Here is a 20,419-nt window from a genome sequence, read left to right on the forward strand (position 1 = left end):
CCGGCCGCGGATCTGTGCTGCAATGTCAAATCGGTTCGGCCCCGGCCGTGACACGCTCCGCGTGTCCTGGATCGCCCCGAGCCCGCCATGCCCGCCTACACCCACACGCTCGGCCATCAACGGCACCGCTTCGACGATCTGCGCGCGCTGATGGCCTGCGCCTCGCCGCGGCGGTCGGGCGACGAGCTTGCCGGCCTCGCCGCCGGCAGCGACGAGCGCCGGGTGGCGGCCCGCATGGCGTTGGCCGACCTGCCGCTGAAGGCCTTCCTCGACGAGGCGCTGGTGCCCTACGAGGCCGACGAGGTCACCCGGCTGATCCTGGACGGCCACGACGCCGAAGCCTTCCGGCCGGTCGCGCACATGACCGTCGGCGGGTTCCGCGACTGGCTGCTGTCCTACCAGGCCGACACCGCCGCCCTCACGGGCCTGGCACCGGGGCTGACGCCGGAGATGGCGGCCGCGGTCTCGAAGCTGATGCGCAACCAGGACCTGGTCGCGGCGGCGGCGAAATGCACCGTGGTCTCGGCCTTCCGCACCACCGTCGGGCTGCAGGGACGGCTGTCCAGCCGGCTGCAGCCGAACCACCCGACCGACGATCCGGCCGGCGTCGCCGCCGCGATCCTGGACGGGCTGCTGTTCGGCATCGGCGACGCGGTGATCGGCATCAACCCGGCGACCGACAGCGTCCCGGCCTGCATCGCGCTGCTGGAGATGCTGGACGCGATCCGGCAGCGCTTCGGCATCCCGACCCAATCCTGCGTGCTGAGCCACGTCACCACCACGATCGAGGCGATCGGGCGCGGGGCGCCGGTCGACCTGGTGTTCCAGTCGGTCGCCGGGACCGAGGCCGCCAACCGCGGCTTCGGCATCGATCTCGCCTTGTTGGGCGAGGCCCAGGAGGCGGCGCTGTCGCTCGGCCGGGGCACGGTCGGCCGCAACGTCATGTATTTCGAGACCGGGCAGGGGGCCGCCCTGTCGGCCGGCGCCCATCACGGCATCGACCAGCAGACGGTCGAGGTCCGCGCCTATGCCGTCGCCCGGGCCTTCCGGCCCTTCCTCGTCAACACCGTGGTCGGCTTCATCGGCCCCGAATATCTCCACGGCGCCAAGGAGATCATCCGCGCCGGGCTGGAGGACCATTTCTGCGGCAAGCTGCTGGGCCTGCCGATGGGGGTGGATGTCTGCTACACCAACCACGCCGAGGCCGATCAGGACGACATGGATCTCCTGATGACGATGCTGGCGACGGCCGGGGTCAACTTCATGATCGCCGTCCCGGGCGCCGACGACGTCATGCTCGGCTACCAGAGCCTGTCCTTCCACGACGTGCTCGGGCTGCGCCATCTGCTGGGCCGCCGGCCGGCGCCGGAATTCGAGGCCTGGTTGCAGCGCATGGGCATGCTGGACCCGGCCGGGCGGCTGCCGCCCGCCGTGGCGCAGGGCCCGGCGGCCCGGCTGCTGCTGGCGGATGGCGGCGCCCATGTCTGACGCGGTCCGGCCCGACCCCTGGGCGCGGCTGCGGGCCGCGACCCGCGCCCGCATCGGCCTCGGCCGCAGCGGCGACGCGCTGCCGACCGCGGCTCTGCTCGACTTCCAGCTCGCCCATGCCCGCGCCCGCGACGCGGTGCAGGCGGCGCTGGACCTCGACCGGCTGCAGGCCGATCTGGCGCCGCATCCGGTGCTGCGCCTGCACAGCGCGGCGCCGGACCGCGCGACCTATCTGCGGCGCCCGGACCTCGGCCGCCGGCTCGATCCCGCCCAGCGGGACCGGCTCGAAGCCAAGGCAGAGGGCTGGGATATCGCCTTCGTCGTCGCCGACGGGCTGTCGGCCGCCGCGGTGCAGGCCACGGCCGCGCCGCTGATCCGGGCCTGCGCCGCCCGGCTGGCCGGCTGGTCGATCGCGCCGGTGGCGGCGGTGCTGCAGGGTCGGGTGGCGCTGGGCGACGAGGTCGGCGCCGGGCTCGGGGCGCGGCTCGTCGCCGTGCTGATTGGAGAGCGGCCGGGCCTCTCGGTCGCGGCCTCGACCGGCATCTACCTGACCTGGGCGCCGCGGCCGGGACGGCTCGATTCCGAGCGCAACTGCATCTCCAACATCCATGCCGACGGCCTCGGCGTCGCCGCGGCCGCCGACAAGCTGTGCTGGCTCGCCCGCGAAGCGGCCCGGCGCGGCCTGACCGGGGTGACGCTCAAGGACGACGCGCCCGGTCGGCTCGACCACGACACGACAACAGGGGAGAGACTTCACGATGTCGGAACCGAACGCGGGTGAGCTGAAGAAGAGCCTCAGCGGCCTTCATCTCTGGGGCATCGCCGTCGGGCTGGTGATCTCGGGCGAGTATTTCGGCTGGAGCTACGGCTGGGCCGCGGCCGGCACGCTCGGCTTCCTGGTCACCACCATCCTGGTCGCGGCGATGTACACGACCTTCATCTTCAGCTTCACCGAGCTGACCACCGCGATCCCGCATGCCGGCGGCCCCTTCGCCTACAGCTATCGCGCCTTCGGCCCGACCGGCGGCTTCGTCGCGGGCTTCGCCACGCTGATCGAGTTCGTCTTCGCCCCGCCGGCCATCGCACTGGCCATCGGCGCCTATCTCAACGTCCAGTTCCCGGCGCTCGACCCCAAGGTCGCGGCGGTCGGCGCCTATCTCGTGTTCATGGCCCTGAACATCGCCGGCGTCGCCATCGCCGCGACCTTCGAGCTGTTCGTCACCATCCTCGCGATCATCGAGCTGCTGGTGTTCATGGGGGTGGTGCAGCCGGGCTTCTCCTGGAGCAATTTCGCCGCGGCCGGCTGGGCGGGTGAGGGCCGCTTCTCCACGGCCACGATCGGCGGCATCTTCGCCGCCATCCCCTTCGCCATCTGGTTCTTCCTGGCGATCGAGGGTGCGGCCATGGCGGCGGAAGAGGCGAAGGACCCGAAGCGCACCATCCCGCGCGCCTACATCGCCGGGATTCTCACCCTGGTCGTGCTCGCCTTCGGCACCATGATCTTCGCCGGCGGCGTCGGCGACTGGCAGCAGCTCGCCAACATCAACGACCCGCTGCCCCAGGCGATGAAGGCGGTGGTCGGCGAAGCGAGCGGCTGGCTGCACATGCTGGTGTGGATCGGCCTGTTCGGCCTGATCGCCTCCTTCCACGGCATCATCATGGGCTATTCGCGCCAGATCTTCGCCCTGGCCCGGGCCGGCTTCCTGCCCGGTTTCCTGGCCCGGCTGCATCCGCGCCGGCGAACCCCGCACTGGGCGATCCTGGCCGGCGGCGTGGTCGGCATCGCGGCGATCTTCTCCGACCAGCTCGTCACCATCGCCGGCCAGCCGCTGACCGCCAGCATCGTCACCATGTCGGTGTTCGRCGCGATCGTGATGTACATCATGAGCATGGCCAGCCTGCTGCGCCTGCGGCGGGTGGAGCCGGCGCTGGRGCGGCCGTACCGGGCGCCGGTCTATCCGGCCTTCCCGATCGTGGCGCTGGCCCTGGCGCTGGTCGCGCTGGCGGCGATGATCTGGTTCAACCGCGAGGTCTTCGCTGTCTTCTTCGGCCTGTTCGTCCTGGGCTGGGGCATCTGGCGGCTGACCGCCGGCCGCCGGACCGGCGAGCTGGACGGGCTGGCCGCCCCGGTCGGGGAGGCAGGGACGGCCGGCGGCTGAGACGCCCGCGGGTCGGTGGCACGGCGTTTGCGTTGCCGTGGCACGACCTGCGAAAGGCGTCGACCATGGCCGGAACCGGTTCAAACCACAGGCAGATCCGCCGTGCGGCCACGGCGGACTGCCCCTCTATTGTGCAGCGCAACATATTGGCCGCCGCGGCATCCGGACTGACCGGCTTCGTCCGCGCCCAGGGCGGCCGGCCGGAGGTGGTGCTGTCGCGCGTCGGCATCGCCGACGAGGTGCTGGGCCGGCCGGACGTGGCGCTCGACCTCACCGCCTATGTGGCGATGATGGAGGAGGCGGCACGGGAGACCCGCAACGACAATTTCGGCCTCTGGTTCGGCCAGCAGTTCCGGCCCGAGGCGCTGGGGCTGATCGGCGGCATCGCCCTGGCCTCGCCGCGGCTCGGCGCTGCCGTCGACAACCTGGCCCGGCTGTTCCCGCTGCACCAGCAGGCGACCGGGACCCGGCTGGTGCGGGAGGACGGGCTGCTGCGCCTGGAATACCGGATCCGCGATGGCGGCATCCTGGCGCGCCGCCAGGATGCCGAGCTGACCATGGGCATGTTCGCCAATGTCTTCCGCGCCTGCCTCGGCCGCGGCTGGGCGCCGGAGGAGGTGCAGTTCGAGCATGCCCGGCCGGAGGCGTGGCGCGAGCACGAGGCCGCCTTCGGCGCCCCGGCGCATTTCGGCCAGCGCACCAACGCCCTGGTGTTCCGCGACCGGCAGCTCGACCGGCCGATGCCGGCCGGCGATGCGGCGGCGCTGGCCCGGCTGACGGCGGAGCTGCGGCGGATCACCGGCGGCGCCGCCGCGCCCAGGTTCATCGACCAGGTGCGGGACGAGATCCGGGCCCGGCTGCCGGAGGGCTGCCCCTATGCCGAGGCGGTCGCCGAGACGCTCGGCCTGGCCCGCTGGACGCTGCAGCGCCGCCTCGGCGACTACGGCGTCTCCTTCTCCGATCTGGTGGACCGGGTCCGGCGCGATCTCGCCGGCCTGTATCTGCGCCAACCGCACCTGCCGGTCGGCGACATCGCCTTCCTACTCGGCTACTCCGAGATCAGCGCCTTCAGCCGCGCCTGCCGCCAATGGCATGGCGTCTCTCCGGCGCGGATGCGTCAGGTGCTGCTGGGCGGGGAGGGGTAGCGCTCAGGGCTTTGTCGGGTCGGGCACGGTGATGCTGCCGTCGGCGATGGCGCGGCGGGCGGTCTCGACCGCCTCCTCCATCTCCGGGCTGACCAGCGGCCGGTTGTTGTCGTCGACGGCCCAGCCGACCGCATGCTCGCGCACGCCCAGCGTGACCAGGCCGGCCTTCCAGGTGCCGGCCCGCATGTCGTCCAGCGAGCGCAGCACGGCGATGTCGACCCGCTTCAGCATCGAGGTCAGGATGGTGCCGGGAACCAAGCCGTTCTGGTTGCTGTCGACGCCGATCGCCAGCTTCTCCGCCTCGCGCGCCGCCTGGAACACCCCGAGATTGGCCTCGCCGGCGACGGCGAAGAGGACGTCGGCGCCGCGCCCGATCAGGCCCTGCGCGACCTGGGCCGCCCGATCCCGGTCGCGGAAGGCGGCGGCGTCGGTGCCGATATAGTCGACCAGGGTGGTGATCTCGGGCCGCGTCGCCCGGGCGCCGGCGGCATAGCCATTGGCGAATTTCTGCATCAGCGGGATGTCGGCGGCGCCGACGAAGCCGATCGTGCCGGATTTCGAAGCCAGCGCCGCCAGCACGCCCACCAGATAGGCGCCCTCCTGCTCGCGGAACACGATCGAGCGGATGTTCGGCCCCTCGGCGACGCCGTCGACCAGGACGAAGCGGGTCTCCGGATGCGTCGCCGCGGCGACCTGCACGGCATCGGCGTAGTAGAAGCCGACGGCGATGATCAGGTTGGCGCCCTGCCGCACCATGCCGTCCGCTGCCGCGGCGAACCCGTCGACCGACTGCAGCTCGGCCTCGAGATAGGCCTCGCCGGTCTCGTTGCGGAAGAATTCCAGCGCGTGCACCGCGCCTTCGTTGAAGCCGCCGTCCCGCTTGTCGCCAAGCGCATAGACGACGCCCGGCTTGACCGGCACCTCCTCGTTGCTGCCGCGCATCATGCTGTCCGGATCGGCGGCGGCGGCGCTCACGGAGAATCCGGCCACGGCCAAGCTGATGCCGGCGAGAAGGGTGCGACGGTCGAGGATCATTTCCGTCTCCGGACGGCAAGGCGGCGATGCGGGCATCGGGCGGCCCGCGGCCCCGGAAATGGACGTGTTAAGCTTCGGTTACAAGAGCGCGCTCTGCAACGGTCGTCTGCCGCGAGGGCGGGGAGAAGTGGCCGGATCAGGCCGGCCGGTCCTTCAGCGCCACCAGGCGAATGCCGGCCTGCTCCAGCCGCTCGCGGATGCGGCGGGCGATGCCGACCGCGCCCGGCGTGTCGCCATGGACGCAGACGGTGTCGACCGGCACCGGGATGCGCTTGCCGCTGCGGCTGGTGACCGCCTGCTCCTCGACCATGCGCAGCACCCGCTCGGCCGCGATCTCGGGGTCGTGGATCACCGAGCCGGCGATCTTGCGCGAGGTCAGGGTGGCGTCGTCCTCATAGGTGCGGTCGGCGAAGACCTCGCGCACCACCGGCAGGCCCAACTCCACCGCCGCGCGCTCCAGCGCCGTGCCGGGCAGCACCATATAGGCCAGGGTCGGATCGACCGACTTGATGGCGCGGCCGATCGCCAGCGCCACCGCATCCTCGACCATCGCCACATTGCTCAGCGCGCCATGCGCCTTGACGTGGGTGATGCGGTGGCCGACCGCCTTGGCCATGCCCTGGATGGCGCCGATCTGGTAGACCACCTGGGCCTCCAGCTCCTCCGGCGTCTCGCCCTTGATCACCCGGCGGCCGAAGCCCCAGAGGTCGAGGAAGCCGGGATGGGCGCCGACGCCGATGCCGCGGTCGCGCGCCAGCGTCAGGGTCCGCCGCATCACGATCGGGTCGCCGGCATGGAAGCCGCAGGCGACATTGGCCGAGGTCACGATCTCCAGCATCGCCGCATCGTCGCCCATCTCCCAGGCGCCGAAGCCTTCGCCCATGTCGCAGTTCAGATCGACGCTCGCCATGATCTCTTTCCCGGAACGGCCTTGCGCTTGATGATTCCTATATGAACCTCGCCGCCGGCGACGGCAATCGTCGCCCCGCGCCGCGCATTCGTGCTATTCAGACTCAGCAAGAACCCAGCAGGGGACGCCCATATGGCGGTGGGGACGAGCGGGCGACGGGTGTTTGAACTCGTCTTGATCAAGCCGTCGCATTACGACGACGACGGCTATGTCATCCAATGGCTGCGGTCGGCGATTCCGTCGAACACGCTGGCGGTGCTGTACGGCCTCGCCAGCGACTGTTCCGAGCGCCGGATCCTCGGCCCGGATGTCGAGATCGCCATCACCGCGATCGACGAGACCAACACCCGGGTGCGCCCGGACGCGATCATTCGGCGGATCCGGCGCTCCGGATCGGGCATGGTGGCGCTGGTCGGGGTGCAGTCGAACCAGTTCCCGCGGGCGGTCGACATCGCCAAGCCGCTGCGGGCGGCGGGGATCCAGGTCGGCATYGGCGGCTTCCACGTCTCCGGCACCATCGCCATGCTGCCCGGCCTGCAGCCGGAGGTGGCGGAAGCGCAGGCGATGGGCATCTCGCTGTTCGCCGGCGAGGCCGAGGGGCGGCTCGACGAGGTGCTGGTCGACGCTTTCGCCAACCGGCTCAAGCCGCTCTACAACTTCATGGACGATTTGCCGAACATCGAAGGCGTGCCGATGCCGGTGCTGCCGATCGCGCGGGTGCGCCGCACCGCCGGCCAGCACACCAGCTTCGACGCCGGCCGTGGCTGCCCGTTCCAATGCTCGTTCTGCACCATCATCAACGTCCAGGGCCGCAAGTCGCGCCGCCGGTCGCCCGACGATGTCGAACGGATCATCCGCGAGAATGTGAAGAGCGGCATCAGCCGCTTCTTCATCACCGACGACAATTTCGCGCGCAACAAGGACTGGGAGCCGATCTTCGACCGGCTGATCGAGCTGCGCGAGCGGGAGAAGCTGTCTTTCCGCATGATCATCCAGGTCGACACCATGTGCCACCGCATCCCGCACTTCATCGAGAAGGCGGGCCGGGCAGGGGTGACCCGGGTGTTCATCGGACTGGAGAACATCAACCCGGACAGCCTCGTCGGCGCCAAGAAGCGGCAGAACAAGATCACCGAATACCGCAAGATGCTGCTGGCCTGGAAGGCGGTCGGCGCCATGACCTATGCCGGCTACATCCTGGGCTTCCCGACCGACACGCCGGAATCGATCGTCCGCGACATCGGCATCATCCAGCGCGAGCTGCCGGTCGACCTGCTGGAGTTCTTCTTCCTGACGCCGCTGCCGGGGTCGGAGGACCACAAGAACCTGTTCCACGCCGGCATCGCGATGGATCCGGACCTGAACCGCTACGACCTGAACCACGTCACCACCGGCCACGCGATGATGTCGCGCGAGGAGTGGCAGCGGGCCTACAAGCTGGCCTGGCAAACCTACTATTCGCCGGAGCATATGGAGACGGTGATGCGCCGCGCGGCGGCGACCGGCATCAGCGTCGGCAAGATCCTGTTCCTGCTGCTGTGGTTCACCACCTGCATCAATGTCGAGGGGCTGCACCCGCTGGAGGGCGGCTATCTGCGCCGCAAGGTGCGGACCGACCGCCGCCCCGGCCTGCCGCACGAGGCGGCCGTGCCGTTCTATCTCCGCTATGCCGGCGAGACCGTGGCCAAGCACTGGGCCATGGCGCGGCTGTGGTGGCGCTTCAACCAGGTCCGCCGCCGGATCAAGGCCGACCCGAACCGCAAGGCCTATCACGACCTGGCGCTGACGCCGGTCAGCGAGGAAGAGCTCGACACGCTGGAGATGTTCTCGGTGACGCAGGGCGCCCGCGCCGCCGCGGCCCGGGCGCACACCAAGCCGGTGCCGCAGCCGCAGGGCGCCACCGCGGCGGAGTGATCGGGTTCTGATCCGGGCGGCGGGCGATGGGCTCCGGCCCATCTCCGTTGATCCGGTCTCTGGCATCTCTCCTCGTCATGGCGAGGAGCGAAGCGACGTGGCCATCCAGGGAGCGGTGCGGCTGGATGGCCACGCCCCTTTGGGGCTCGCCATGACGAGTCATTATTTCAAGCGGCTGGTATAAGGGGCAAAGTTCAGGCCAGTAATGCCAGAATTCGCGAAATCGTGACATAATCATTACAATTTTCCTGTTGAGATTGTAATCCTTTTGCCATAGACAAGTTGCAAGACTGCAAGATCTGGTGCTCCAGAACTCCAGGGAACGCCGCCCTGCCTGCGATCGATGGTCTGTTCGGTCGTCGGTCGGACTTGTATTCAGGAGAGGCCGATGACTGGAATTTCCGGACTCCCAGGCCGCTGGCCTTTGCTGTCGGACCGGTACAAGCAGAACGCATCCGTCACGCTCTGGAACCAGGCCCTAAACCGGGCGAAGGGACCCGGAACGATCGTCCCGGCCACCAACGCGGCGCCGAGGGACGAGCCGCTGGAACAGCTCGACGGCAGCAACCCGGCGAACAAGAGCGTCGACGGCCAGGTCACCTATCAGGCGCAGCGGGGCGATAATCTCACCGAGATTGCCCGGCAGCTGGGCTACGGCAAGGACCTTGATCCCGCTGTGGCGCAGCGCTTTGGCTTCGACAAGACCAAGGACACCGCCGAGCAGTACGCGGCGCTGCTGGCCAAGTTCAATCCCGAGCTGGGCGACAACCCGGACGGCCTGCCCGAGACCCATGTCATCACCGTGCTCAGCGACGAGCGGGTGCAGCGGCTGCAGCAGATCTCGACGATCGCGGGCGGCGCGAAGTCAGTCGAGGACCTGCCCCAGGCCAAGCGGACCGAGCTGCAGGATCTGATCGACGCGGATCTCGCCCCGATCGGCGGGACGATGGACCAGAAGGACTTCGACGCGACGCGCAAAGAGCGCGCTGCCTATCTGCGCGCCGTGCTGCCGCAGATGAAGGGCCTCGGGGAGTTGGTCGAGTCCCGGGCCGAGGATTTCGGCCTGCACATGGACGGGCTGTTCTCCGGCCTGCGCGACAGCGCCGCCCAAGGCCAGAAGACCGGCGACTGGAGCGCGTTCCAGACCGACGTGGCGGAGGCGCTGCGGCGCCGGATCAATCCGCCCCCGCCCGCCCAGACCCCGGAGTTCGATGCGGATCAGGCGGCCGCCGACTTCATCGCCGAGCTGTCTTTCTACGGTCCGATGGACCCCAAGACGCTCAAGGTCGATGCGGGCTATCTGAAGGCGATCCAGGCGGCGCAACACCAGGTGATGGTGACCGATCCGGCCAAGCAGGTGACCGACGGCGCCTCGCTGGAGCTGACCCTGACCGGCGTCCCGGCCGAACGCGCCGACCAGATCCTGGTCGAGCTGTCGAAGCTGCCGGCGACGGGAAAGTATCGGGACGAGGAGAACCCGCCGGCCTCGCGACTGGCCGAGATCGTCTATCCGCTGCGCAAGCTGTCGTCCAAGGGGACCGTCTCGGACGAGGCGAAGAAGCTGATCGGCAACCTGAACGTCGTCGCCACCCAGGCGGGCGCCTCCGCCCCCATCGACGGCAAAGGCCGCATGCAGGTCAGCGACGGCGTCTCGCAGCTCGCGGCGCTGATGGCCGAGGCGAACACCGGCGGTCTCGACCGCAAGGCGCCCTATGCCCATGCCGGCGACCTGACGCTGCGCACCGCCATCACCGACAGCATCGCCCAGGGCGACGGCGCGACCCTGGCGGTCGCCATGGCGGCGCATTATGCGGACGAAGGCTGGGCCAAGGCCGCAGACAACATGCTCCACACCGTAGCCTTCGGCGTGGAGCGGCTCACGCCGGAGGCGCGGGGCGCGACCGAGGCATACGGGCGCCTGATCGGCGATCCGCAATGGGCCGGCAGCTATCTGGAGGGGCTGCGGGACGACAAGGAGCTCGCCGGCGCGGTCCAGACCGTCCAGAACGGCAAGCTGAAGGGCAATCCGGAGCAGGTCGCCAAGTTCGAGCGCCTGTTCGCCGGCGCCATGTCGACGGACGCGATCCTGCAGGCGCTGCCGGCGTCCCTGCGCAACCTGAAGGGCGACAACCTCGGCGGCTATGACCGGCTGAAGGGCGCCCAGGGGGATCTGCGCCACCTGCTGGTCGGCAACAAGGACGATGGCGACGACGCGCCGCCGCCGATGGTCCAGGTCGCCATGGCGGGGATGCCGGCGCCGCCGAAGACCCTGACGCTGGCGGAGGTGGAGCGGCAACTGCAGCAGTCGCCCGAATTCAAGCAATACGAGACGCTGTATCGCAACATCTCCGACCCCGAATTCGACGCGGTGTTCGGCGACGCGCTGGACACCTACGACAAGATCCAGCGGCAACTCGCCGACCCGAAGGCGAAGATCATCGAGCTGCCGCCCGGGATGACCTCGCTGCCGCCGACCGTGACGGAGGTGCTGGACGGGCTGAAGGGCAAGGACCGGCCAGCGGCGCTGGATGCCCTGCGCGACAAGCCGGCCCAGGGGGCGGCGCTGCTGATGACGCTGGACGTGCTGGAGAACGGCCAGCCCAACGGTCCCAGCGGCGGTTTCCTGTCGCGCGAGATCAAGAACTCGAGCCTGCTGCTGTCCACCGTGATGGCGCCGTCATCGCCGATCGCGCAGGCCGTCGCCAACCGCGCGAATGGCGGCGCCAACGGCGAGGCGGCGCCGCGGGACGGGCTGCTGGGCAGCCGAGCCGCGGCGATTCCCGTGGCGGGGGTCAGCGGCGCGCTGAACATCTGGGGCGTTCGCGAATTCCTGGCGTCCGACCGTCCCGACGACAAGGCCTGGGCCGGGGTCTTCGGCCTGCTGGCGGGCATGGACGTGGCGCGCGGGACCGCGGCCGGCATCCAGAGCCTTCTGATCCCGCAGGGGCGGCACGTTCGGCCGGCCACCGGGCTGCCCAGCCTGTTCAACCAGGGTGGACGGCTGGATCGCATGACCCGGTTCGGCTATGTCGGCGGGCCGGGGCTCTATCGCACCCTGGGCACCGCGTCCTCGGTCCTCACCGTCGGCGTCGCCGCCTGGACGGCGAGCATCGAATTCTCCAACGGCAACGTCCTGGGAGGGACCGTCTGGACGTCGATGGGCCTCGCATCCGGCGTCGAGGCCGGCCTCGTCCTCGCGGGCTCGTCCTGGGCCGGGCCGGTGGGGTGGGTCGCCGCCGGGGTCTGGCTGGTCGGGGCCAGCATCCTGCACTGGCAGTCCAGCGAGAAGCAGCGCCGGTATTTCGAGGGCGACACGCGGGCGATCCTGGCGAATCTGAACCCGCCGGTGGACCCTGAGCGGGCCGAGATCCTGGCTGAGGGCCGGGACGATTTCGGCGCCTCCGACAAGGCGAAGGGACGGCCGCTGTTCCCGCTGCTCGAGCAGCTGGCCGAGTATCGCGGCTACGACACGCCGGCGGAGAAGAAGGAATTCTTCGACTATATCCTGTACAACACGGCGGCGCTGCCCAACGACAAACTACGTGAGCTGGCAGAGCGGACCACGAGCTCGATGCTCATCAATCTCGACGACGACAGCTACATGGTCGACAGCAAGGTGGCCACCGGCTACAGCGCGAACCCCATCACGATCGCGCAGCTGAGCGACTGGATCGACGGCGTCAAGCAGCACGATATCGGCTCGACCAATCCCGGCATCAGGCTGCCGCCGCGCCGCAACTGACCGGCCGCTGACGGGGCGGGCTCAGACCGCGACCTCCGGCGTGTCCGCCGCCTTGAGCTCCAGCGCGGCCTTCAGCAGCGCCTGGGTGTAGGGGTGCTGCGGCGCCTCGAAGATCTGCACCGCCGAGCCGTGCTCGACCACCTTGCCGTTCTTCATCACGATCACCTCGTCCGACAAAGCCCGGACCACCTTCAGGTCGTGGCTGATGAACAGATAGGCCAGGCGGTGCTTCTCCTGCAGGCCGCGCAGCAGGTCGACGATCTGGGCCTGCACCGACATGTCCAGCGCCGAGGTCGGCTCGTCCAGCACCACGAATTTCGGCTTCAGCACCATGGCCCGGGCGATGGCGATGCGCTGGCGCTGGCCGCCGGAGAATTCATGCGGGTAGCGGTGCCGGCTGGCGGGGTCCAGCCCGACCTCCTCCAGCGCCGCCACGATCATGCGCTCGCGCTCGGCCGAGGAGCCGCCGATGCGGTGCACCTGCAGCCCTTCCTCGATGATCTCGGAGATCGACATGCGCGGGCTGAGCGAGCCATAGGGGTCCTGGAAGACGATCTGCATCTCCCGCCGCAGCGGGCGCATGTCGCGGAACTGCAGGCCCTGCAGCTCGCGCTCGCCGTAGCGGATCGACCCCTTGCTCGAGATCAGGCGCAGCAGCGCCAGCCCCAGCGTGGTCTTGCCTGACCCGCTCTCGCCGACCACGCCGACCGTATGGCCCTCGCGCACGGTGACGTCGATGCCGTCCACCGCCTTGACATGGTCGACCGTGCGGCGCAGCACGCCGGCCTTGATCGGGAACCAGACCTTGATCTCGCTGGCCTCGACCACGGTGCGGGCATCGGCCGGCGGCGGCGCCGGGTCGCCCTTGGGTTCGGAGGCCAGCAGCCGCTGGGTGTAGGGGTGCTGCGGCGCGGTGAACACGGCCTCGGTCTCGCCCGCCTCGACGATCTCGCCCTTGTTCATGACGCAGACCCGGTCCGCCATCTTGCGGACCACGCCCAGGTCGTGGGTGATCAGCAGAATCGCCATGCCGAAGCGGCGCTGCAGGCTCTGCATCAGCTCCAGGATCTGGGCCTGGATGGTGACGTCCAGCGCCRTGGTCGGCTCGTCGGCGATCAGGATGTCGGGCTCGTTCGCCAGCGCCATGGCGATCATCACCCGCTGGCGCTGGCCGCCCGACAGCTCGTGCGGATAGGCGTTCAGGCGCTGCTCCGGGTTCGGCAGGCCGACCAGGAGCAGCAGCTCCAGCACTCGGGCGCGAGCCTGCGCCTTGCCCATGCCCTTGTGCACCGACAGCACCTCGCCGACCTGCTTCTCGATCGTGTGCAGCGGGTTCAGCGAGGTCATCGGCTCCTGGAACACCATGGCGATCTTGTTGCCGCGGACCTGGCGCAGCACCTTCTCCGGCGCGCCGAGCAGCTCCTGGCCGCGATAGCGAATGCTGCCCTTGGGGTGCCGGGCGCTGGGATAGGGCAGCAGCTGCAGCACCGACAGCGCGGTGACCGACTTGCCCGAGCCGCTCTCGCCGACCAGCGCCAGGGTCTCGCCGCGGTCGAGATGCAGCGACACGCCCTTCACCGCCGGCACGGCGCCGCCGGGCACCCGGAACTCCACCGCCAGGTCGCGGATCTCGAGCAGCCTTTCGCCGGAGGTCGGGGTGTCGGTCATGGCGAGACCTTCTCGGCGGGGCCGCCCCAAACCGTCATTGCGAGGAGGCGCAGCCGACGAAGCAATCCAGGGGCCGATGCGTGCGGCCCTGGATTGCTTCGCTGCGCTCGCAATGACGGAATTGAAGGCCTGAGGAGGGCGTTCATGGCGTCTGGGCCTTGGAGTCGGTCACGGGGTCGGCGGCGGGCCGTGAAGCGCCGGCCGCCAGGGTCTTGCGCGGGTCGAAGGCGTCGCGCAGCGCCTCGCCCATGAAGACGAGCAGGCTGAGCAGGATCGCCAGCGAGAAGAAGGCGGTGAAGCCGAGCCACGGCGCCTGCAGGTTGGCCTTGCCCTGGCTGACCAGCTCGCCGAGCGAGGGCGACCCGGGCGGCAGGCCGAGGCCGAGGAAGTCCAGCCCGGTCAGCAGGCCGATGCTGCCGGTCAGGTTGAACGGCAGGAAGGTGATGGTGGCGACCACGGCGTTGGGCAGCACATGCTTCCACATGATCACCCGGTCCGGCTGGCCCAGCGCCCGCGCGGCGCGGACATAGTCCAGGTTGCGGGCGCGCAGGAACTCCGCCCGCACCACGCTGACCAGGCTCATCCACTCGAACAGCAGCATGATGAACAAGAGCGTCCAGAAGCCCGGCACGAAGAAGGACGACATGATGATCAGCAGGTACAGCTGCGGCATGCCGGACCAGATCTCGATCACCCGCTGGAAGATCAGGTCGGTCCAGCCGGCGAAATAGCCCTGGATCGCGCCGGCGAAGACACCGATGACCGACGCGATCGCGGTCAGGGTCAGGCCGAACAGGATCGAGATGCGCAGGCCGTAGATCAGCCGGGCCAGCACGTCGCGGCCCTGGTCGTCGGTGCCCAGCCAGTTCACCGCCGAGGGCGGGGAGGGGGCGGGCTGGTCCAGGTCGTAATTGATGGTGCGGTAGGAGAACGGGATCAGGGGCCAGACCGCCCAGCCCTTGGCGCTGATCAGGTCGCGCACGAACGGGTCGCGGTAATCCGCCTCGGTCTCGAACTCGCCGCCGAACGCCGTCTCCGGATAGGTCGCCAGCACCGGCACGTAGTAGTGGCCGTCATACTTGACCAGCAGCGGCCGGTCATTGGCGATGAACTCGGCGAACAGGGTCACCAGGAACACCGCCAGGAACAGATACAGCGCGATCAGCCCGCGCCGGTTGGCGCGGAAATTGGCGATGCGCCGGGCGGTGATCGGCCGAATGCGGATACCGAGGAAACGCGGATGGCCGAAGTCCTGGCCGCGGGACGCCACCGCCTCAGACATTGCGGGCCTCGAAGTCGATCCGCGGGTCGATCAGCGTGTAGGTCACGTCCTGCACCAGCTTCATCACCAGGCCGAGCAGGGTGAAGACGTAGAGCGTGGCGAACACCACCGGGTAGTCGCGCTGGATCGCCGCCTCGTAGCCGAGCAGGCCGAGCCCGTCGAGCGAGAAGATCACCTCGATGAACAGCGATCCGGTGAACAGCACGCCGATGAAGGCGGCGGGGAAGCCGGCGATCACGATCAGCATGGCGTTGCGGAAGATGTGGCCGTACAGCACGCGCCGCTCGGTCAGCCCCTTGGCCCGCGCGGTCAGCACGTACATCTTGCCGAGCTCGTCCATGAACGAGTTCTTGGTCAGCATGGTCAGGGTGGCGAAGCCGCTGATCACCATGGCGGTGATCGGCAGCACCATGTGCCAAAGATAGTCGAGGATCTGCTGGTACCATGGCATTGCGGACCAGCCGTCGGAAACCAGGCCGCGCAGCGGGAACCAGGCGAAGTAGCGGCCGCCGGCGAAGGTCACGATCAGCAGCATGGCGAACAGGAAGCTGGGGATCGCATAGCCGACGACGACCACGCCGGAGGTCCAGATGTCGAAGCGCGAGCCGTCCCTGACCGCCTTGCGGATGCCAAGCGGGATCGAGATCAGATAGACCAGCAGCGTGGTCCACACGCCGAGCGAGATCGACACCGGCAGCTTCGACACGACGAGATCGAGCACCCGCGCGCTCTTGAAGTAGCTGCGGCCAAAATCGAAGTTCAGATAGTCGTGGATCATCAGCCAGAAGCGCTCGAGCGGCGGCTTGTCGAAGCCGAACTGCTTCTCGATCTCGGCGATGAATTTCGGATCCAGGCCCTGGGCGCCGCGGTACTTGCTGGACGCGGCGTTGCTGCCGCCGAGCTGGGAGTTATCCGCCGGTCGGCCGAAATCACCGCCTCCGCCGCCGCTGATCCGGCTGGTGGCGTCGGTGGCGGTGCCCTGTAACTGCGCGATCATCTGCTCGACCGGGCCGCCGGGGGCGAACTGCACGATGACGAAATTGACCACCATGATCCCGAACAGGGTCGGGATGRTCAGCAGCAGGCGCCGGATGATATAGGCGAGCATCGGTCAGGCTTCACTCCGGCAATAGGCCGGCAGGGTGCAACTTTCATTGTCATTGCCGGGCTTGACCCGGCAATCCAGGGGCCACCCGGAGCGGCATCGACATTCCCTGGATGCCCGGGTCAAGCCCGGGCATGACAGAGTAGAGAGCGGAGTGTCAAAAGCTGGCTGGATCTGCCTCACCGGCGCTGTCCCCTCAGGGCCTTCGGATTCTTGCCGTCGAACCACCAGGTGCTGGGGAAGCCGACATCATTTTTCGGCCGGGTGTCTGGATGGCCGAACATGTCCCAGTAGGCGATCCGATTCACCGGGTCCTCGTACAGGCCGATGGAGAAGAATTGCCAGGTGGCATAGCGGTCGAAGGCTTTGCAGGTGGCAGCCTTCTCGTCATAGGTGCCGGCGGCGATGATCATCTCGACCAACTCGTCGACGATCGGGTCCTTGATCCCCTGCGAATTCTCGTCGCCGGGGCGGTCGGCGTAGCGGGAATTCCAGCCGCCGCGCAGGGCCTCTCCCGGCGGGAAGAACGGATAGAAGCGGGCCGGCATCAGGTCGAATTCGAAGTTGTTCACGCGATTGCGGAACTGCGGCACGTCCATCAGGCGCGGTGAGGCCTGGATGCCGGCACGACGGAGATTCTCGACGAAGGGCAGGATGGTCTTCTCGGTATCCGGGCTGGTGTAGACGATCTCGAAGGCCAGCACCTGACCCGTGGCGTTGGTCAGCTTGCCGTCGCGCGATTCCCAGCCGGCTTGCTTCAGCAGGTCCAGTGCGGCCCGAAGGTTGGCGCGGATGTTGCCGTTGCCGTCCGTGGTCGGCTGCTTGAATTCGGTGGTGAAGATCTCGTCGGCGATCTTGCCGCGATAGCGCTCGAGGATCTCCAACTCGCGACCTTCCGGCAACCCGCTGAAGGAAAACGGTGTGTTCGGAAAATAGCTGTGAATGCGGCTGTAGAGGCCATAATAGTTGGTTTTCTGGGTGGTCTCAAAATCATAGAAATAGTTAAGGGCTCTTCTGACTCGAACGTCCGAGAAATACGGCCGCCGCAAATTAAACATCATGCCGAGATAAGATTGCGGTGATGCGTCCGGAATTTCCTCCAGCTTGAGCGCACCAGTCTGAACGGCTGGTACGGATTTGAAACCGGTCGTCCACTGTTGCGCCGAGCCGATGGCCATGAAGTCAAACTCGCCCGACTTGAGCGCTTCATACAGCACATCCTGATCACGATAGTACTGGTAGGTGATCTCGTCGAAATTAGCCGAGCCGATATTCTGCGGCAGGTCGTTGCCCCAATAGTCCTCGACGCGTTGCAGCGTGATGGACCGCCCCGGATCGACCGATTTGATCTTGTAGGCGCCGCTGCCGAGTGGAGGCTCCATCGTGAGGCCGCCGAAGTCGCGGCTTTCCCACCAATGCTTGGGCAGAATCGGAAAGCTCGCCATCGCCTTGAGCAGCTGGGGGTTTTTCAAGGTCTTGGCCGTGAACCGGACGCGCCGTTCGTCCAGCGCCTCGATGTTCTCCATATCGTCGTAGAAGCGGGCGCGGAAGCGCAGAGCTCCTTTTTCCCGCAGCAACTGATGCGTATAGGCGACATCCGCGGCGGTCATCGGATGGCCGTCATGGAAGCGCAGGCCGTCGCGCATCGTGAAGATGATCGACAGCTTGTCGTCCGAAATCACGAACGACTCCGCGGCATCGGCGTAATAATTGTCGAGTTCGTCGAGATTGGCGGTGATCAACGCGTCGTTGATGGCACCGACGCCCGCAGCGTCGGTGCCGTCGGTCGTCATATTGTTCAGCGTGTCGAAGCTGCCGAAGACGCCCAGCACCAGCTGGCCGCCCTTGGGAGCGTCCGGGCGGACATAGTTCCAGTGCGGGAAGTCCTTGGGATAGGCCGCCTTCAGGTCCAGCATCGGCAGGTAATAGGTCGGCGCCCCGTAGCCCGGCGTGGCGGCCGCCCCCTGGGCGAAGGCCCGGGGCAGGGGGATCGAGGCCCCCGCAACCGAGAGCATCGAGCCGATCGAGAACTGGCGTCGCGTGATCATGCCTACCTCTATCCTCCGCCGCGCTTCAGCGCCGCATCTTTGGCCGGATCGATCCACCAGGTCGAGGGGAACGCGATCCCATTCGGGTCGCCGAAGCGATGCGACGGCTGCGTCTTCGGCTGGCCGAAGCGGTTCCAATAGGCCACCCAGGCGTCGGCCTTGCCCCATTGCGGGATCAGATAGTTGTTCCACAACAGCACACGATCCAGCGCCCGGGTTGCAACCTGCAGCGACGACAGGTCGCGGGCGGCCGTGACCTTGTCGATCAGCGCGTCCACCGCCGGGTTGCGGATGCCCATGAGATTGGCCGAGCCTTCGATCCCCGCTTCCCCGGAGCCGAAATAGTTGCGCAGCTCGCTGCCCGGCGGGGGATAGAAGGCGAGGGCGACCGGCATGACGTCGTAGTCGAAGGCCTGCTGGCGCTTCTGCATCTGCGCCGCATCCACCCGGCGCAGCGATGCCTGGATGCCGACCTGCCGCAGCCTTTCGACGAAGGGCTGGGTCACGCGTTCGTAGATCGCCTGGTCGATCAGGATCTCGAACCGCATCGGCTCGCCGGTGGCGATGTTGGTCATCAGCCCGTCGCGCTGCTCCCAGCCGGCTTCCTTCAGCAGGCGCAGGGCGGTGCGGATGTTGTCGCGCATATTGCCGCCGCCGTCGGTCTTCGGCAGGGCGAAGGGGGTGTCGAACAGCGCGTCCGGCACCTGGCCGCGGAACGGCTCCAGCAGCGCCCGTTCCTCGCCCTCGGGCACGCCGGAGGAGCGGAAGCCCTCGGCGTTGAAGTAGCTGCCCAGCCGGTCGTACAGGCCGGAGAACAGGGTCTTGTTGACCCATTCGAAGTCATACAGCCAGCCCAGCGCCTCGCGCACCTTGGGGTCGGAGAACGGGGTGCGGCGGAGGTTGAAGAAGTATCCCTGCATGCCGCGGGGATCCTCGCTGGCGATTTCGGCACGGATGAGGCGGCCGTCGCGCACCGCCGGGATGTCGTAGCCGGTGGCCCAGAACAGCGAGGTGAACTCCTGCCGGAAGTCGGAGTTGCCGCCCTTGAACGCCTCGAACTCGGTGTCTCGGTCGCGATAGTAGTCGTAGCGGATGCGGTCGACGTTCCATTGGCCGCGATTCACCGGCAGGTCGCGGCCCCAATAGTCCGCCACCCGCTCCCAGGCCAGCGTCCGGCCGGGGTCGACCGAGGCGATCCGGTAGGGGCCGCTGCCGAGCGGCGGCTCGACCGTGTTCTGACCGACGTCGCGGCCGTTCGCGGTCCACCAATGCTTCGGCAGGATCGGCAGCGCGTTCGCCACCTGGCCGACCGCCTTGCGGCTGTTGCGGCTGGCGAAGCTGAAGCGCACCCGGCGGTCGTCCAGCGCCTCGGCGCCGGTCACGTCGCGAAAGAAGGATTTGAGGAACGGCTCGGCCTTGTCCCGCACGGTCTCCCAGCTCCACACCACATCCGCGGCCGTCACCGGCACGCCGTCGTGCCAGCGCGCCTCCGGCCGCAGGGTGAAGATCGCCCAGGAGGCATCGTCGGCCACGGTCACGCTCTCCGCCAGCCGCCCGTAATAGACGCCGGATTCGTCCTGGCTTTCCACCATCAGCGAATCGTTGAGCAGGTCCAGCGAGCGCGGTGGCGTGCCGATCGGGATGACGTTCAGCGTGTCGAAGGTGCCGACCGTGCTCAGCACCAGGCTGCCGCCCTTCGGCGCGTCCGGGTCGGCGTAGTCGAAATGGGTGAAGCCGGCCGGGTATTTCGGCTGGCCGAACAGGGCCAGGGCATGGCTGGCCGCCGGCTCCTGCGCCCGAACGACGGCCGGTGCCGCGATGGCAAGGGCGAGCAGAAGGGCGGCAATGACGCGCATGAAAGTCCCGGGCCGGCGGTCCGGCGCAGCGGCGCCGGCGGATGAGCGGAGTCTAGGGAATCGCACG

General features: G+C 68.4%; 13 protein-coding genes. 6 read left to right on the plus strand and 7 right to left on the minus strand.

Translation table 11 applies throughout. From position 1 onward, the window contains the following. The first annotated feature begins 87 nt into the window (after positions 1–87). The 4 genes from AB4Z01_RS06915 (at position 88) to qhpR (ending at position 4,792) form a co-directional block, all read left to right on the plus strand. Entirely contained in the window at positions 88–1,488 is a 1,401-nt protein-coding gene (locus AB4Z01_RS06915) for an ethanolamine ammonia-lyase subunit EutB (RefSeq protein WP_441691923.1), read from the plus strand. Further along, the gene (gene eutC / locus AB4Z01_RS06920) at positions 1,481–2,269 is read left to right on the plus strand and encodes an ethanolamine ammonia-lyase subunit EutC (RefSeq protein WP_441691924.1); all 789 of its coding nucleotides are present in this window, start codon (positions 1,481–1,483) and stop codon (positions 2,267–2,269) included. The genes AB4Z01_RS06915 and eutC overlap by 8 nt, the downstream gene beginning before the upstream one ends. Next, the gene (gene eat, locus AB4Z01_RS06925; RefSeq protein WP_441691926.1) at positions 2,247–3,647 is read left to right on the plus strand and encodes an ethanolamine permease; all 1,401 of its coding nucleotides are present in this window, start codon (positions 2,247–2,249) and stop codon (positions 3,645–3,647) included. The genes eutC and eat overlap by 23 nt, the downstream gene beginning before the upstream one ends. A gap of 131 nt (positions 3,648–3,778) precedes the next feature. Next, on the plus strand, positions 3,779–4,792 hold the full coding sequence (gene qhpR, locus AB4Z01_RS06930) for an AraC-like transcriptional regulator QhpR (protein WP_441691927.1): 1,014 nt from the start codon (positions 3,779–3,781) through the stop codon (positions 4,790–4,792). A 3-nt stretch (positions 4,793–4,795) separates the two neighbouring features. Here the strand turns inward: qhpR and AB4Z01_RS06935 are convergent, their stop codons facing one another. Both AB4Z01_RS06935 and AB4Z01_RS06940 read right to left on the minus strand, forming a co-directional pair. Then, complete coding sequence (locus AB4Z01_RS06935) at positions 4,796–5,827, minus strand: BMP family lipoprotein (protein WP_441691929.1); 1,032 nt, start codon at positions 5,825–5,827, stop codon at positions 4,796–4,798. 136 nt (positions 5,828–5,963) lie between these two features. Then, positions 5,964–6,737 carry a LamB/YcsF family protein gene (locus AB4Z01_RS06940; RefSeq protein ID WP_441691931.1) on the minus strand — a complete coding sequence of 258 codons (774 nt, stop codon included), beginning with the start codon at positions 6,735–6,737 and terminating at the stop codon, positions 5,964–5,966. Between the two features lie 159 nt (positions 6,738–6,896). On the opposite strand from AB4Z01_RS06940, the gene AB4Z01_RS06945 reads away from it, so the two are divergent. Further along, positions 6,897–8,651, plus strand: a complete 1,755-nt coding sequence (locus AB4Z01_RS06945) for a B12-binding domain-containing radical SAM protein (protein WP_441691933.1) — start codon at positions 6,897–6,899, stop codon at positions 8,649–8,651. 388 nt (positions 8,652–9,039) lie between these two features. Then, positions 9,040–12,393, plus strand: coding sequence for a hypothetical protein (locus tag AB4Z01_RS06950; RefSeq protein WP_441691934.1), 3,354 nt, complete (start codon positions 9,040–9,042; stop codon positions 12,391–12,393). A 21-nt stretch (positions 12,394–12,414) separates the two neighbouring features. Here the strand turns inward: AB4Z01_RS06950 and AB4Z01_RS06955 are convergent, their stop codons facing one another. The 5 genes from AB4Z01_RS06955 to AB4Z01_RS06975 all read right to left on the minus strand — a co-directional run bounded on the left by AB4Z01_RS06955 (position 12,415) and on the right by AB4Z01_RS06975 (position 20,352). Beyond that, positions 12,415–14,061 (minus strand): ABC transporter ATP-binding protein, encoded by a 1,647-nt coding sequence (locus tag AB4Z01_RS06955; RefSeq protein WP_441691936.1) that lies wholly within the window; start codon positions 14,059–14,061, stop codon positions 12,415–12,417. 142 nt (positions 14,062–14,203) lie between these two features. Then, positions 14,204–15,343 carry an ABC transporter permease gene (locus AB4Z01_RS06960; protein ID WP_441691937.1) on the minus strand — a complete coding sequence of 380 codons (1,140 nt, stop codon included), beginning with the start codon at positions 15,341–15,343 and terminating at the stop codon, positions 14,204–14,206. Beyond that, entirely contained in the window at positions 15,336–16,451 is a 1,116-nt protein-coding gene (locus tag AB4Z01_RS06965) for a microcin C ABC transporter permease YejB (protein ID WP_441691939.1), read from the minus strand. The genes AB4Z01_RS06960 and AB4Z01_RS06965 overlap by 8 nt, the downstream gene beginning before the upstream one ends. Positions 16,452–16,627: 176 nt before the next feature. Continuing rightward, positions 16,628–18,496 carry an extracellular solute-binding protein gene (locus AB4Z01_RS06970; RefSeq protein ID WP_441691941.1) on the minus strand — a complete coding sequence of 623 codons (1,869 nt, stop codon included), beginning with the start codon at positions 18,494–18,496 and terminating at the stop codon, positions 16,628–16,630. 8 nt (positions 18,497–18,504) lie between these two features. Beyond that, entirely contained in the window at positions 18,505–20,352 is a 1,848-nt protein-coding gene (locus AB4Z01_RS06975; RefSeq protein WP_441691943.1) for an extracellular solute-binding protein, read from the minus strand. Positions 20,353–20,419: the final 67 nt, after the last annotated feature.

It is taken from the genome of Inquilinus sp. YAF38 (genome assembly GCF_052113205.1).
Taxonomy (GTDB): domain Bacteria; phylum Pseudomonadota; class Alphaproteobacteria; order DSM-16000; family Inquilinaceae; genus Inquilinus.

Bases quoted from the DNA above. Each gene is read 5' to 3' on its own strand.
- AB4Z01_RS06915 (WP_441691923.1), top strand. From the start codon at position 88: ATGCCCGCCTACACCCACACGCTCGGCCATCAACGGCACCGCTTCGAC.
- eutC (WP_441691924.1), top strand. From the start codon at position 1,481: ATGTCTGACGCGGTCCGGCCCGACCCCTGGGCGCGGCTGCGGGCCGCG.
- AB4Z01_RS06935 (WP_441691929.1), bottom strand. From the start codon at position 5,827: ATGATCCTCGACCGTCGCACCCTTCTCGCCGGCATCAGCTTGGCCGTG.
- AB4Z01_RS06940 (WP_441691931.1), bottom strand. From the start codon at position 6,737: ATGGCGAGCGTCGATCTGAACTGCGACATGGGCGAAGGCTTCGGCGCC.
- AB4Z01_RS06950 (WP_441691934.1), top strand. From the start codon at position 9,040: ATGACTGGAATTTCCGGACTCCCAGGCCGCTGGCCTTTGCTGTCGGAC.
- AB4Z01_RS06960 (WP_441691937.1), bottom strand. From the start codon at position 15,343: ATGTCTGAGGCGGTGGCGTCCCGCGGCCAGGACTTCGGCCATCCGCGT.
- AB4Z01_RS06970 (WP_441691941.1), bottom strand. From the start codon at position 18,496: ATGATCACGCGACGCCAGTTCTCGATCGGCTCGATGCTCTCGGTTGCG.
- AB4Z01_RS06975 (WP_441691943.1), bottom strand. From the start codon at position 20,352: ATGCGCGTCATTGCCGCCCTTCTGCTCGCCCTTGCCATCGCGGCACCG.